The organism is Mycobacterium sp. (assembly GCF_965229265.1).
GTDB lineage: Bacteria > Actinomycetota > Actinomycetes > Mycobacteriales > Mycobacteriaceae > Mycobacterium.
The window spans coordinates 90,153-103,411 of the sequence record NZ_CBDDIY010000012.1 but is presented as its reverse complement, the minus strand read 5'-3'; the positions used below and the strand labels follow the sequence as shown (position 1 = coordinate 103,411).

Annotated in this window: 14 protein-coding genes and 1 pseudogene; 2 read left to right on the top strand and 13 right to left on the bottom strand. The window is 67.7% G+C overall.

Features of this window, described 5'->3' with window-relative positions; translation table 11 throughout:
• Positions 1 to 42: 42 nt before the first annotated feature.
• The 9 genes and pseudogenes from ADBZ9K_RS18135 to ADBZ9K_RS18095 all read right to left on the bottom strand — a co-directional run bounded on the left by ADBZ9K_RS18135 (position 43) and on the right by ADBZ9K_RS18095 (position 7,125).
• The gene (locus ADBZ9K_RS18135; protein ID WP_526622929.1) at positions 43 to 861 is read right to left on the bottom strand and encodes a DUF1365 domain-containing protein; all 819 of its coding nucleotides are present in this window, start codon (positions 859 to 861) and stop codon (positions 43 to 45) included.
• A 61-nt stretch (positions 862 to 922) separates the two neighbouring features.
• Positions 923 to 1,972, bottom strand: a complete 1,050-nt coding sequence (locus tag ADBZ9K_RS18130) for a poly-gamma-glutamate hydrolase family protein (protein WP_526622928.1) — start codon at positions 1,970 to 1,972, stop codon at positions 923 to 925.
• A gap of 3 nt (positions 1,973 to 1,975) precedes the next feature.
• A pseudogene (locus ADBZ9K_RS18125) lies at positions 1,976 to 3,200 on the bottom strand (Nramp family divalent metal transporter).
• Between the two features lie 89 nt (positions 3,201 to 3,289).
• Positions 3,290 to 3,529, bottom strand: coding sequence for a hypothetical protein (locus tag ADBZ9K_RS18120; RefSeq protein ID WP_526622926.1), 240 nt, complete (start codon positions 3,527 to 3,529; stop codon positions 3,290 to 3,292).
• A 34-nt stretch (positions 3,530 to 3,563) separates the two neighbouring features.
• On the bottom strand, positions 3,564 to 3,884 hold the full coding sequence (locus tag ADBZ9K_RS18115) for a hypothetical protein (protein ID WP_526622924.1): 321 nt from the start codon (positions 3,882 to 3,884) through the stop codon (positions 3,564 to 3,566).
• Positions 3,885 to 3,909: 25 nt separating this feature from the next.
• On the bottom strand, positions 3,910 to 4,986 hold the full coding sequence (locus ADBZ9K_RS18110; RefSeq protein ID WP_526622922.1) for an NAD(P)H-dependent amine dehydrogenase family protein: 1,077 nt from the start codon (positions 4,984 to 4,986) through the stop codon (positions 3,910 to 3,912).
• Positions 4,987 to 5,008: 22 nt separating this feature from the next.
• Positions 5,009 to 5,800 (bottom strand): SDR family oxidoreductase, encoded by a 792-nt coding sequence (locus tag ADBZ9K_RS18105; RefSeq protein ID WP_526622920.1) that lies wholly within the window; start codon positions 5,798 to 5,800, stop codon positions 5,009 to 5,011.
• Positions 5,801 to 5,980: 180 nt separating this feature from the next.
• Positions 5,981 to 6,874, bottom strand: coding sequence for a non-homologous end joining protein Ku (gene ku / locus ADBZ9K_RS18100; protein ID WP_526622918.1), 894 nt, complete (start codon positions 6,872 to 6,874; stop codon positions 5,981 to 5,983).
• A 35-nt stretch (positions 6,875 to 6,909) separates the two neighbouring features.
• On the bottom strand, positions 6,910 to 7,125 hold the full coding sequence (locus ADBZ9K_RS18095; RefSeq protein WP_526624195.1) for a hypothetical protein: 216 nt from the start codon (positions 7,123 to 7,125) through the stop codon (positions 6,910 to 6,912).
• A gap of 41 nt (positions 7,126 to 7,166) precedes the next feature.
• On the opposite strand from ADBZ9K_RS18095, the gene ADBZ9K_RS18090 reads away from it, so the two are divergent.
• On the top strand, positions 7,167 to 9,476 hold the full coding sequence (locus ADBZ9K_RS18090) for an ATP-dependent DNA ligase (protein ID WP_526622916.1): 2,310 nt from the start codon (positions 7,167 to 7,169) through the stop codon (positions 9,474 to 9,476).
• 7 nt (positions 9,477 to 9,483) lie between these two features.
• Here the strand turns inward: ADBZ9K_RS18090 and rnhA are convergent, their stop codons facing one another.
• Genes rnhA through ADBZ9K_RS18075 form a run of 3 tightly spaced genes read right to left on the bottom strand, consistent with a single transcriptional unit; the run spans position 9,484 to position 10,898 of the window.
• Complete coding sequence (gene rnhA, locus ADBZ9K_RS18085) at positions 9,484 to 9,936, bottom strand: ribonuclease HI (protein WP_526622914.1); 453 nt, start codon at positions 9,934 to 9,936, stop codon at positions 9,484 to 9,486.
• 34 nt (positions 9,937 to 9,970) lie between these two features.
• Positions 9,971 to 10,594, bottom strand: a complete 624-nt coding sequence (locus ADBZ9K_RS18080; RefSeq protein ID WP_526622912.1) for a VOC family protein — start codon at positions 10,592 to 10,594, stop codon at positions 9,971 to 9,973.
• Positions 10,595 to 10,631: 37 nt separating this feature from the next.
• A complete protein-coding gene (locus ADBZ9K_RS18075; RefSeq protein WP_526622910.1) occupies positions 10,632 to 10,898 on the bottom strand; it encodes a helix-turn-helix domain-containing protein in 267 nt (88 codons plus the stop codon).
• A gap of 83 nt (positions 10,899 to 10,981) precedes the next feature.
• On the opposite strand from ADBZ9K_RS18075, the gene map reads away from it, so the two are divergent.
• Complete coding sequence (gene map, locus ADBZ9K_RS18070; protein ID WP_526622908.1) at positions 10,982 to 11,755, top strand: type I methionyl aminopeptidase; 774 nt, start codon at positions 10,982 to 10,984, stop codon at positions 11,753 to 11,755.
• A gap of 39 nt (positions 11,756 to 11,794) precedes the next feature.
• Here the strand turns inward: map and ADBZ9K_RS18065 are convergent, their stop codons facing one another.
• Entirely contained in the window at positions 11,795 to 13,135 is a 1,341-nt protein-coding gene (locus ADBZ9K_RS18065) for an HNH endonuclease signature motif containing protein (RefSeq protein WP_526622906.1), read from the bottom strand.
• Positions 13,136 to 13,259 lie beyond the last annotated feature (124 nt).

Sequence of the window (13,259 nt, the reverse complement as noted above, 5' to 3'; positions counted from 1 at the left end):
TGGCATCGAGCCGTAGCGTAGCGGGTTCGTCAACCACAAGGGTCACGACGGCATCCACGAACAATTCGTCGCGGTCCACCCCGGCGCCGTCGGCTGGATGCTGATGGCCTGCGGCACCCGCTGGGTCTGCTTTGCCGGCCGAGGCGTCACCGGGACGCCGCGCAACCGCAGGATGAGGGTCTGGATCCGCATGCTCAGCGCCGCCATCTGCGGGGCCAGGGGCGCGCTGAACTGCAGGCGAACCACCTGGCCGACGCTGGCGCGGCGACGGGTTCCCCGCACGGTCGCCACCAGGGCGGGCTGGTTCTCGCGGTGCAGCGACATGGTCAGGTCGAGCTTCTGGTCGGGCCGCGGTGCTCGCACCAGGTAGTAGCCGTCGACCCCGGTGAACGGCGAGACGTAGAAGTCTTTCATCACCACGACCGGTGAATCCTCTTCGGGCGGAAGGAGATACGCATGGCGCTCACCTTGGGCGTTATGCACCTCGGCGATCACACAACGCAGCGCGCCGGTCGCGTCATGACACCAGAACAGGCTCAGCGGATTGAAGGCCCGCCCGAGCACCCGCGGCATCAGCAGCGCGCTGATCTGCCCGCCGGGCAGCCGGATGTCGTGCTCGGCCAGGAACGCGTCGACCCGCTGGCGCAGCGTGTCCTGCGGCGCGCCGTGGAAGTGATCGACGGCCTCGAACCGCGCGAAGGGCTGTAGCCACCGGGGGAGCCGGGGCAGGTTGTCGATATCGACGAACCAGCTGTAGCTGCGGTGCTCGGCGTAGTGGTGTACCGGCGATCGGCGCAGGTGAGTGATCCGGGTCCGGTACAGCGCAGGAGTCAGCATCGAATGGCCTCCACGGGTGCTCATCGGTTCCACACCCGGTATTCGGAGCCCACCGCGCCTTGGATGGGTGCGGTTTTTCCGGTTTCTACGACCAGCTCGTCGCCGCCGCGACCAGCCCCTGGACCAGCGCCGATGTGGCGGGGGACAGCCCGTCGCCGCCGGGCGGCTGGCTGCGCGGGCTGATCCCGCGTACCCGGGCCGGTAGCTCCAGCTGCGTCCCGCCGCCGCGCACCCGGTTGACCGGATTGTCGGGGTGCAGGCCGCGCAGTTCGGCGGGGATGGCCTCGAGGTCGGTGACGATCCGGTAGCCCGGCAGGTCGACCGCGGTGGCCAGATGATCGGCGAGCGCCCGGTTGCCGCCGCCGGCCAGCAGCTGGGTGCTTCGCCCGATGCGGCCGTACCCGTGCAGAGACACGGCAACCTCGACGTGGTCGAGGAAGTGCGCCAGCCGCTCGGATTCGGTGGCCAGGTAGCGCGCCGACGGCAGGTGGTGGGGGTAGCCCTCCGGGTGACGCAGCAGGTACAGCGAGGCCCCGGCGGCGTCTGCGGCGCGTTCGGCGATGACGTCGGTCATCTGCTCGAGTCCGCCGCCGTGGATGGCCATGAACCCGAACGTCGATCTCAGCCGACTCACCTCGAGCACCGACGGGTCGGCCAGGAGCTCGGAAAGTGATTGCGGCCCATGCTCGCTCGACGACGCTGGTCGGGGCCAGTGGGTCGGATCCCAGCGCCGCAGGAAGTCGATCCAGCGCTGCGGCAGGCCGTGGTGCAGCGCGCCGTCGATGATGCGCTCCAAATAGCCCGGCCGGGGCGGGCCGGGTTCGGTGCGGTGGTCGATGTACACCCAGGCGGGGGCCGGCCCGTCCGCGGTGTGCACGGTCAGCTGGTCGCGCCGGTAGCGAACCGGTACCCCCTCCGCGCTGTCGAGGGTGGCCAGGTCGCGGTCGGACACCCACCACAGCACCCCGTGGACGGTGCTGCCGGTGAAGGGTTCGATGGTGGCCACCCCGCGCTCGTTGATCAGCCAGTCATGGTCGGCCAGCGTGGCCGGACGCGGGTCGACGGCTTCCGGACAGCGCTGGGTCATCTGCTGCACGCAGAGGTTGGACCCGTAGGCGAAGTACGGGTGCTTCATGCGTCAGTTCGCGAGGGTCAGATAGATCAACACCACGTTGAGCAGCGTAATAACCGCGGCGACGATCCACCCGAGAGCGGTGGTCAGCCTGGCGTTGGTGTCCGCACCCATCAGTGCCGGATTACTGGTCAGACGCACCAGCGGGATCAGGGCGAACGGGATGCCGAACGACAGCACCACCTGCGAGATGACCAGGGCGCGGCTGGGATCGACGCCGGCGGCCAACACCACCAGGGCGGGAATCAGCGTGACCAACCGGCGCACCAGCAGGGGGACCGACTTGCGCAACAGACCCTGCATGATCATCGCCCCGGCGTAGGCGCCGACCGAGGTCGACGCCAGGCCCGATGCCAGCAGGCCGATCGCGAACAGCAGCGCGACGGTGGGGCCGAGGGTGTCGCGCACCGCCGCGTGCGCGCCCTCGATCGAGTCGGTGTCGTCGCGGCCCTGCAGGTTGGTCGCGGCGACCAGCAGCATCGACATGTTGACCGCGCCCGCGACGAGCATCGCGATGCCGACATCCCATCGCGTCACGCGCAGCAGCCGAGACCGCGCGGGGCCGGCCTCGGGGTGCCCATGCCGGTCGCGGGCCAGCCCCGGAATGCAGGTAGACGGCGTGTGGCATCACCGTGGCGCCGAGCATCGCGGTGGCCAGCAGGACACTTTCCGGGCCGTCGAACCGGGGCAGCAAGCCATTGGCGACCTCGGCGGCTGGCGGCGCGTTGACGAATAGGCTCGACAGGAAACCAATGGCGATGACCAGCAGCAGACCGCTGATCACGCGTTCGAAGACGCGTTGACCATGGCGGTCCTGCACGGCCAGCAACACCAGCGACACCGCCCCGGTAATCACCCCACCCAGCAGCAGCGGCAGGCCGAACAGCAGGTGCAGCGCGATGGCGCCGCCGACCACCTCGGCGAGATCGGTGGCGATCGCAACCAGCTCGGCCTGGATCCAGTAGCCGATCCGGGCGGGGGTGCGGGTGTTGTCGCGAATGGTTTCAGGCAGCGTGGCGCCGGTGACCAAGCCGAGCTTGGCCGACAGGTATTGCACCAGCCCGGCCATCACGTTGGCCATCACGATCACCCAGACCAGCAGGAAGCCGTACTGGGCGCCGGCGCTGATGTTGGCCGCGACGTTGCCGGGGTCGACGTAGGCGATGGCCGCGACGAAGGCCGGACCCAGCAGATACCAGCCCGCCCTGCGAACCGGGGTTACCTCTGCCAACCGACGAGCTTCCTATCCGGCACCTCTAACAGAAAAGTTAGGTTAGCCGAAAACTGCTCCGCGGGGCCGGGGGATCACCAGGCCGCGCGTCACAAGCCGATGAAGACGCCGCCCAGGCCGATCCCGATGCCGCCGTATCCCCATCCGGCGAGCGGGTTCTGCTGGGCCGGGTTGGGCGAGGTTGTGATCTGCGCGTGCCCGGGGGACTGGCAGATGGTCGTGTTGGGTCCGGTGTCGGTGCACTGAGGCGCCGCCGATGCCGGTGCGGCAAGCAACACACCCGCAGCCGCAATCAATATCGGAGCGCTAAGAACGATCCTGGTCCGCATGGTTGGCCTCCTTAGATGGGCCGAGATCGGAGGATCAGCGGCCGCCGCCACCGCCCCCGGCGCCACCGTGGCCTTCGCCCGGAGCGCCGAAGATCAGTGCGGGACCGTAGAACTCATTGCCCCAGGGATAGGCGAAATCCTCGGGGACCTCCGGTGTTGCGTTGAGCTGCACGTTGCCGGGTGTGCCGCATTCGGTGGAGTTACCGCCGATCACGGAGCTGCCCCCGGTCTCGACGCAGCTGGGACCCGACGGGGTGATCAGCGTCGTGTCAGCGCCGGCAACCGGCGCCACGGCGCCCACCGCGGCGCCGACCGCGATGATGATCGGAAACACGTAGCGGAGCTGGTGCCGCATGAACCGTTCCCTCCCGGTAGTTCCCCTACCCCGCAGCGTACAGCCCTTTGCCGGTAGCGAGCGGCAAGTCGAGGGTCGTGCAGATGCCCGCTGGGGCGGCCACCACGGCGGGGATCGCGTTGACCAGGCGCATGGCCGTGGCCACCAAGCCGGCGTGGTTGTGGTCGCCATTGGGCGAGCTCAGACACAGGTCCATGGCGTAGGACGGCTCGCCGGTGATCTCGATGCGGTAGTTGCCGCCGGGCTGAGCGGGCTGCGGCCACTCCGGGTACAGGTCATCGCGCAGCCGGGTGACGTGTTCGAGGACGATGACGGGAGCGCCGCCGACCAGACCGATCACCTCGAACCGCAACCCGGCGGCGGTGCCCTTGGCGATGGTGCCGACAGCGATCTCGATGTCCTCGGGAGCGGGCTCACGGATGTACATCTCTTCGATGCCGTCGAGTTCGAGGCCGAGCCCGGCCGCGATCTGGCGGATGACCGAACCCCAGGCCAGGCTCAGCACGCCGGACTGCAACAGCATCGGGATCTCGTCGAGCGGCTTGCCGAAGCCCATCACGTCGAACATCACCGTCGCGCTGTCGTAGGTGGCGTAGTCCAGGATCTCCATGCACCTGATCTGCTGGATGCGCTGGCAGGTGCCGGCCAGCGCCAGCGGCAGCAGGTCGTTGGCGAAGCCGGGGTCGATGCCGTTCACGAACAGGCTCGAATTACCTTGCTGGGCAGCATCTTCCAGCGGTGTGATCATCTCGTCGGGGATCACCTGCCACGGCCACTGTAGAAAAACCGGACCGCTGCCGACGACGTTGACGCCGGCAGCCAGGATGCGCCGGTAGTCCTCCAGCGCCTCGGGCAACCGATTGTCGGCCATGGCGTTGTAGACCACGCACTGCGGGTTGGTGGCCAGCACCTCCTCCAGATCGGTGCTGGCCGTGACCCCGGTCGAACCGGAGAGCCCAGCCAGCTCGGCGGCGTCCTTGCCCGCCTTGGCCTCCGAGGACACCCAGACGCCGGTGAGTTCGAACTCGGGGTTGGTGATCAGTGCGGTCAATGCGTGGACGCCGACGTTGCCGGTGCCGATTTGTGCGACGCGGATGGCCATGGCGCTCCTTACAGGTCGGGGTTTACAGGTCGGGGATCGGAAGATCCAGATTGGGCATGTTGAGCCCGCCATCGACCTCCAGCGTCTTGCCGGTGAGGTAACTGGCGGCCGGGGAGGCGAGATAGACCGCGGCGGCGGCGATGTCGGCGGGGTCGCCCAGGCGGCGCATAGGGGTGGCCTTCTCCATCGGGTCACGCAACTCGTCGCTGGAGGCGACGATCTCGAGTGCGGAGGTCAGGATGGAACCCGGAGCGATGGCGTTGACCCGGATCTTGGGGCACAGGTCCAGCGCGGTCAGCCGGGTGTACTGGGCCAGCGCGGCCTTGGCGGTGCTGTAGGCGGCGAATCCGCGTCCGGCGGTGCGGCCCATCGTCGAGGTGATGTTGATGATGTTGCCGCCGCCGGAGTGCTCCAGCATCAGCGGCACCGCGGCGACGGTCAGCGCGTGCGCGGTCAGGACGTTGAACGTGAAGGCATCCTTCATCGCTTTGACGCTGGTGGCCAGCAGCGCGTTCGGCATGGTGCCGCCGACGTTGTTGACGACGATGTCAAGCTTGCCGAAGGCCTCGACGGCCTTACCGGCGAGCTCGGCCGTGGTTTCCGGGTGGGAGAGATCGCCGACGACGATGTGCGCGCGGCGTCCCAAGGCCTCGATCTGCCCGGCGACAGACTCCAGTTCGGACTCGGTGCGCGAGCCGATGACGACGTCGGCGCCCACTTCGGCGAAGGCGACCGCAATCGCGGCGCCCAGCCCGCGGCCGGCGCCGGTGACGACCGCAACTTGACCATCAAGGCGAAAACTATCGAGGATCACGTGTCTCTCTTCCCTTGTCCGCGAACACCGTAACAACCTCGCGGCATGGCAAGCCGCGAATGGCGAAGGCAATTGAAACACGTTCTAGTTTCGTAATGAGGCGTATCGAGATCGACGTTTTGGCGCGATCTACTCGATTTCTTGCGCCCGTTTGTGGGTTTGGGCGAAAGAGACGGGGCACTAGGCCTTCTTGGCCGGAGCCTTCTTCGCCGCTTTCTTCGCGGGTGCTTTCTTGGCGGGTGCCTTCTTCGCCGGGGCCGGCCCGCCGGAATCCTCGGACTCGCCACGGCGACGCTTGACGCTGGCCTCCAGCTTGGCCAGCAGATCCGAGACGTCCTCGGTCTCGTCGAGCTCGGCGGGCTGGTCCTCGGTGGTGAACGCCTCACCGCCGGCCAGCTTGGCTTCGACGAGCTCCTTGAGCTGTTCCTGATACGTGTCGCGGAACTGCTCGGGATGGAAATCATCGGCCATCGACTCGACGACCTGGCCGGCCATCTTCAGCTCGGCCGGCTTGATCTCCACCTCCTTGTCGAGCACCGGGAAGTCGGGGTCGCGGATCTCGTCGGGCCACAACAGGGTGTGCACGATCATCACGTCGCGCTTGGAGAAGTCCTTGACCCGCAGCGCGGCGAGCCGCGTCTTGTTGCGCAGTGCGAAGTGCACGATCGCGACCCGGTCGGTGTCGGCCAGTGTCTTGGCCAGCAGCACATAGGACTTCGGTGATTTCCCGTCGGGTTCCAGGAAATAGCTGCGGTCATACATCAGCGGGTCGATCTCGCTGGCCGGCACGAACTCGACCACCTCGATCTCGTGGCTGCGTTCCTCGGGCAGCGTGGCGATGTCCTCGTCGGTGATCACCACAGTCTGGCCGTCGTCGGCTTCGAAAGCCTTGGCGATATCGCGGAATTCCACGACCTCGCCGCACACCTCGCAGACCCGCTTGTAGCGGATTCGGCCGTTGTCCTTGGCATGCACCTGGTGGAACTTCAGATCGTGGTCTTCGGTGGCGCTGTACACCTTGACAGGGACGTTCACCAGACCGAATGCGATCGAGCCTTTCCAGATGGAACGCATCTGTCCAGTATGCAGCCCTTACGGGCTAGAACGGCTCAGACGACGGGCTCGACACCCGGATCCAGTCCGGTGGGCACGTCCGGGTTGGCCCCCGGGGCGTTGCCACTGGGGCTCTGCGACGGCGCGGGCCGGCAATTGTTGTTCATCGGCGTCTGATCACCGGAGCAGTACGGCACGTGATCCTCGGGATCGGCGCCGGCCTGCGGCACACCGATCAGCGCGGGCAGCGTCATCACGGCTGCCGCCACCATCTTGATCACTGGTCCAACCTAGCAGCGGGTAATACGTTGGGATGGTGAATGAGGTGTGGCCGCCGGGTGCGACGCGGGGTCCGCGCGTGGCACTCACCAACGCCGACAAGGTGCTCTATCCGGCCACCGGCACCACCAAGGCCGACGTGTTCGCGTACTACACCAGCATCGCCGAGGTGATGCTGCCCCATATCGCGGGCCGCCCCGTCACCCGCAAGCGCTGGCCCAACGGGGTGAACGAGCCGGCGTTCTTCGAGAAGCAGCTCGCCAGTTCGGCGCCGGACTGGCTCGACCGAGCGACGGTGGTGCACCGCTCGGGGGCCACCACTTACCCGATCATCGACTCCTCGACCGGCCTGGCCTGGATCGCCCAGCAGGCCGCCCTGGAAGTCCATGTGCCGCAGTGGCGTTTCACCTCCAGCGGGAAGCCCGGCCCGGCAACACGTTTGGTCTTCGATCTGGATCCGGGCGAGGGCGTGACCATGCCGCAGCTGTGCGAGGTGGCCAACGCCGTGCGGGAATTGATGGACGACATCGGCCTGCCGGTGTACCCGCTCACCAGCGGCAGCAAGGGGCTGCATCTCTACGCCCCGCTCGCCGAGCCGGTCAGCAGCAAGGGGGCGGTGGTGCTGGCCCGCCGGGTGGCCCAACAGCTGGAGCAGAGCATGCCGACCCTGGTCACCGCGACGATGACCAAGAGCCTGCGGGCGGGCAAGGTCTTCCTGGACTGGAGCCAGAACAACGGGTCCAAGACCACCATCGCGCCGTACTCGCTGCGCGGCCGTGAGCACCCCACCGTGGCGGCGCCGCGCACCTGGGACGAGATCGGCGATCCCGAACTGCGCCACCTCGACTACCGCGAGGTGCTGGCCCGGGTCGCCGAACACGGCGACCTGCTGGCCGAGCTGGACGCCGACATCCCGCGGGAAGACCGTCTGACCACCTACCGCAGTATGCGCGACTCGGCCAAGACCCCCGAGCCGGTACCGAGGGCGAACCCCGCTATGTCCGATGTCGCCGGCCAGGCGGCTCCGGTGGGTGAGAACAACACCTTCGTCATCCAGGAACATCACGCGCGCCGGCTGCACTACGACTTCCGGCTCGAGCGTGACGGCGTGCTGGTGTCGTGGGCGGTACCGAAGAACCTGCCGGACACGCCGGCGGTCAACCACCTCGCCGTCCACACCGAGGACCATCCGCTGGAGTACGCCACCTTCGAGGGGGAGATTCCCAAGGGGGAGTACGGCGGGGGGAAGGTCATCATCTGGGACTCCGGTACCTATGAGGCCGAGAAGTTCCGTGACTCCGGTGACAAGGGCGGCGAAGTGATCGTCGACCTGCACGGCCAGCGAATCTCGGGACGTTACGCGCTGATTCAGACCAAGGGTGATCAATGGCTGGCGCACCGGATGAAGGAGCAGCCCACCCCTTCTCTGCGGGACTATTCGCCGATGCTGGCCACCCTCGGCTCGGTGGAGAAGTTGACGGCCGCGCAGTACGCGTTCGAGGGCAAGTTCGATGGCTACCGCCTACTGGTGGAGGTCGACCACGGCCAGCTGCGGCTGCAATCACGCAGCGGGCGCGATCTCACCGCCGAGTATCCGCAATTGGCCTCGCTGGCAGAAGCTCTCGCCGACCACGACGTCATTCTCGACGGCGAGGTGGTGGCGCTGGACGACGCCGGTGTCCCCAGCTTCGGCGAGATGCAGAACCGGGTGCGGGCCACCCGGATCGAGTTCTGGGCGTTCGACATCTTGGCTCTGGATGGGCGGTCGCTGCTGAAGGCGAAGTACCGCGACCGGCGCCGTATTCTCGAAACCTTGTCCAAGGGAACAGGATTGATCGTGCCGGCGCTGCTCGACGGTGACGGACCGCAGGCGCTGGAGTTCTCCCGCACGAAGAAGTGGGAGGGCGTGGTCGCCAAGAAGTGGGACTCGACGTATCAGCCCGGCCGGCGCTCGGCGGCGTGGATCAAGGACAAGAACTGGAACACCCAGGAGGTCGTCATCGGCGGTTGGCGCGAGGGCAACGGCGGGCGCTCCAGCGGGATCGGCGCACTGGTACTCGGCATACCCGGTGAGCACGGCCTACAGTTCGTCGGCCGGGTGGGTACCGGTTTCTCCGAGAAGGAGCTGACCCGGCTCAAGGCAACCCTGGCGCCCCTTCACACCGACGAATCTCCCTTCGCCACACCGCTTCCCAGGCTGGATGCCAAGGGTGTCACCTACGTCCGACCCGAACTGGTGGGGGAGGTGCGCTACGGCGAGTGGACCACCGACGGCCGGCTGCGCCACCCCAGCTGGCGCGGTCTGCGGCCAGACAAGGACCCCGCCGAGGTGGTGCGGGAGTAGCGCTGCGTCAGCAGGACGCCGAGATCGCCTCCTGCAGCCCGCGGGTGGCCAGCACGTCGGCCAGTTCGTTGTCGGCGATACCGGAGTGCCCCTTGACCCAGAACCACTCGACCTGGTGCCGTGCGCACGCCGCCTGCAGCCGCTGCCACAGATCGACGTTCTTCACCGGCTGCTTGGCGGCGGTCAGCCAGCCGTTGCGTTCCCAGCCGAGGACCCATTTGGTGATGCCGTTGCGCACATAGGTGCTGTCGGTATAGAGGTGCACCGTCACCGACCGGGTGAGGGCCTCCAACGCCATGATCGGCGCCGTCAGCTCCATCCGGTTGTTGCTGGTCTCGCCGGGCTCGCCACCGCACATCTCGCGGACGCGCTCACGGTGGCGCAGGACCGCCCCCCAGCCGCCGGGACCGGGATTGGGCCGGCAGCCGCCGTCGGTATGGATGATCACGGCGTCGGTCATGCGCCGAGGATAGGCAATGCCGCGGGCGGCCGGCTCAGCGACGCGCGGAGATGAACGCCGTCCGGACCGACATGCCCAGCTCCTGATGCCGCAGGGTGGTGATTCGGCGCCCGGGCTGCACCGCGGCTTTCACCGGCAGCGCGCGGTCACCGAGGAACGTAGCGGTCGCGTCGATGTCGTCGACGACATAGGTGATGCCCCACAGCGTCGACGGACCCTCGCCCGACGATCCGGGCGAGCCGACAACCTCGACGATCGTCTCGCCAAGCCGGAAGAAGATCTGCCGGATGGGCCGACCACCCATCTCGGCGTCTCGTTCCCGGCGCGGGGCCAGGCCGAGCAGGCTCAGCGACGCGACGGTGCGTGCGAGATCAGGCGAGAACACCACCACGTGGTCGATCCCCGTGACACCGTTGGGGTGTGTTGCCGGAGCCGCGGATCCCCTGTCCGACATCGCTGTTGGGATACCGTCGACCGGTCCGTCCAGTGTCACGCCATGCAACGACCAGCCAAGTATTCCGGTGCCGTGCTCCCGCCCGACCAGGCTCAGGCGCACACCGCCGACCCGGCACACGTCGTCGGAGTCCACGCTGAACCCACCGCGGCGCCATGCGGCGGGCGGGTCGGCGATCTCGAACTCGTCGATGCTGACGCCCATCTGGACATCATCGCTCAGGGGCGCGCCACTGCGGCGGCTAGATCGCCATCTGCTGGTTGTTCGAGCCCTGCCAGGCATCGACGGCCTCCTGCAGGGGCAGGCCGAGCGCGGTGCACAGCCCGATCACCGTGCCGAAGCTCGGACTGGGGATGCGGCCGACCTCGATCTTGCGCAGGGTCTCAGGGGAGATGCCGGCATCACGGGCGATCGCCTCGGGGTCGCGTCCTGCTCGCGCCGACCTGATCAGCGCACCGAGGCGTTGCCCGGCGCGGACCTGCTCGGGGCTTAGCGGCACGCGCACCATGGGGCCAGCATAGCGGTATTTAAGTACCGGAGCTGGTAGGGTCGTGGCGGTATAAAAATACCGATGCGGAAGCGAGCCCGGACGTGATCGAACTGAAGACCGCCGCCGAGATCGACAAGATGGCGGTGACAGGGGCCTTCGTCGCCGAGACGCTGGCCACCCTGTCGGCGCAGGCGCGGCCCGGCATGAACGTGATGGCACTCGAGCACCAAGCCCGCACCTTGATCGATGAGCGGGGCGCCACGTCGTGCTACTGGGACTATGCGCCGTCGTTTGGGCGTGGCCCGTTTCGCAATGTGATCTGCCTGTCGGTCAACGATGCTGTGCTGCACGGACTTCCGCGTGATCATGTGCTCGTCGACGGCGATGTGCTGAGCCTGGATTTTGCGGTGTCGATCGACGGCTGGGTGGCCGATTCCGCGGTCACCGTCATCGTGGGCGACAACCCGGATCCCGCTGACCAAGCGCTCGTCGATTCGACGCGTCGGGCCCTGGACGCCGGCATCGCTGCCGCCGTCCCCGGAGGGCGGCTTGGTGACATCTGTGCGGCCATCGGCGATGTGGCCACCGCGGCCGGGTACCGAGTCAACACCGACTTCGGTGGTCACGGACTCGGCCGGACTATGCACGAGGACCCGCACGTGCCCAATCGGGGACGGCCTGGACGCGGACTGCTGCTGCGGCCGGGCATGACGCTGGCGCTCGAACCCTGGTGGGCCCGAGGCAGCGAGCGGCTGGTGATGGACCCCGACGGCTGGACCCTGCGCTCGGCGGACGGGACGAACACGGCGCACTCCGAGCACACCATCGCAATCACCGAAGACGGTCCGCGCATCCTCAGCCAACCCGTGAGCTGAATGGGTAAGGGAGACCGCGCCGTTCACCTCCGAACGCGATCACGCGGCGTCGTCCCCGTTGTCGAGGAGGCGTTCGGGGTGGTGGTAGGTGTTGGTGCCGCCTCGGATCATGGGCAGTTGTGGTGGGGGGATCCATTCGGTGGTGCCGTCAGGGAGTTGGCGGGTGGTCCATCCGCCGGTTTCGACGAGTTGGTTGTCGGGTCCGCAGGCCAGGGTGAGGTCGTCGATGTCGGTGGCGCCGCCGTGTTTCCAGTCCTTGGCGGCGTGGTGGACGTCGCTGTGGTAGCCGGGGGCGTCGCAGCCGGGCCGGGTGCAGCCGCGGTATTTGGCGTGCAGGATGATGCGTTGATCGGCCGACGCGATGCGTCGGGTGCGGCCTAACCACAGGGCGCGGCCGGTGACCCCGTCGAACAGGGCCAGGTAGTGGTAGGCGTGGGTGGCTTGGCGGATGACGTCGGGAATGGGGATGTGGGTGCCGGCGGCGGTGACGGCTTGGCCACTCTGGGCTTGGATGTCCTGCAGGGTGGCGGTGACGATGATGGTGACGGGCAGCCCGTTGTGCTGACCGAGTTTGGGGTCCCCGAGTTGTCGGCGCAGCAGCGCTTTGAGGGCGTCGTGTTGGCGTTGGCCGTGACTGCGCGCGTCTCGGTGTGCGGTGTCCTGGGTTGGCGTGGTGGTCGGTGTCTCGTCGGCGGGGTTGCACATCCCGGGTGCGGCGAATTTGGCCATCCAGGCATCCACCGCCGCCCGTAGCTCGGGGTCGGCGACCAGCTTGCCCACACTCATTCCGTCGGGGCGTTGCCCGCCGCACCAGACGAACCCGCGTTGGCGGGCCCGGTCCTGCTCGGAGAACACCCCGTCCGGGTTTAGCATCAGGGCGAGCTGGGAGGCGACCTTCTCCAGCTGATCCGGTCGCAGGTTGACCGCGTGCTCAGCCAGGGAGCGTTCGGCCTTCTCTCTTTCGACAGCGGGGACGTGGTCGGGAAGGTCGCGGAAGAACTTTTGGATGACGGCCAGATGCTCGCCATCCAAGTGTCCGGCGTGCACGGCTTTCGAGGTCTGGGGTAACAACGGTGGCAGCGGCTGGCCGGTCAGCGTGGACCGCGGGGCGAGTTGTTCGGCGTCGCGCAGGCGCCGCTTGGCCTCCCGTTTGCTGATCCGCAGCACATCGGCCAGGGTGGCGGGCAGCGGCGGGCAGCCTTCGAACCGCTCCAGCCGGGATACCACCGAGCAGGCCACCGCCGCCTGCCGACGCTGCGCGGTCTCCAACCGCTCCAATACGACGAACCGCTCCGGGGCGTCCAACGCCTCGAGATCGACCCCGGCGAGCTGCTCGACGACATCGTCAAGCAGCTCCAACACCACACCGATCGAACTCATGTTCGAAATTCTACCGAGCTGCACCGACAGGAATTTGTGATGTATTAGGACATCGGTGACGGTCGCCGGTTCGCGGGGCGGGTTCCTGGGCGTTGGCTACTGTCCTGACACATCCCCCGACAAC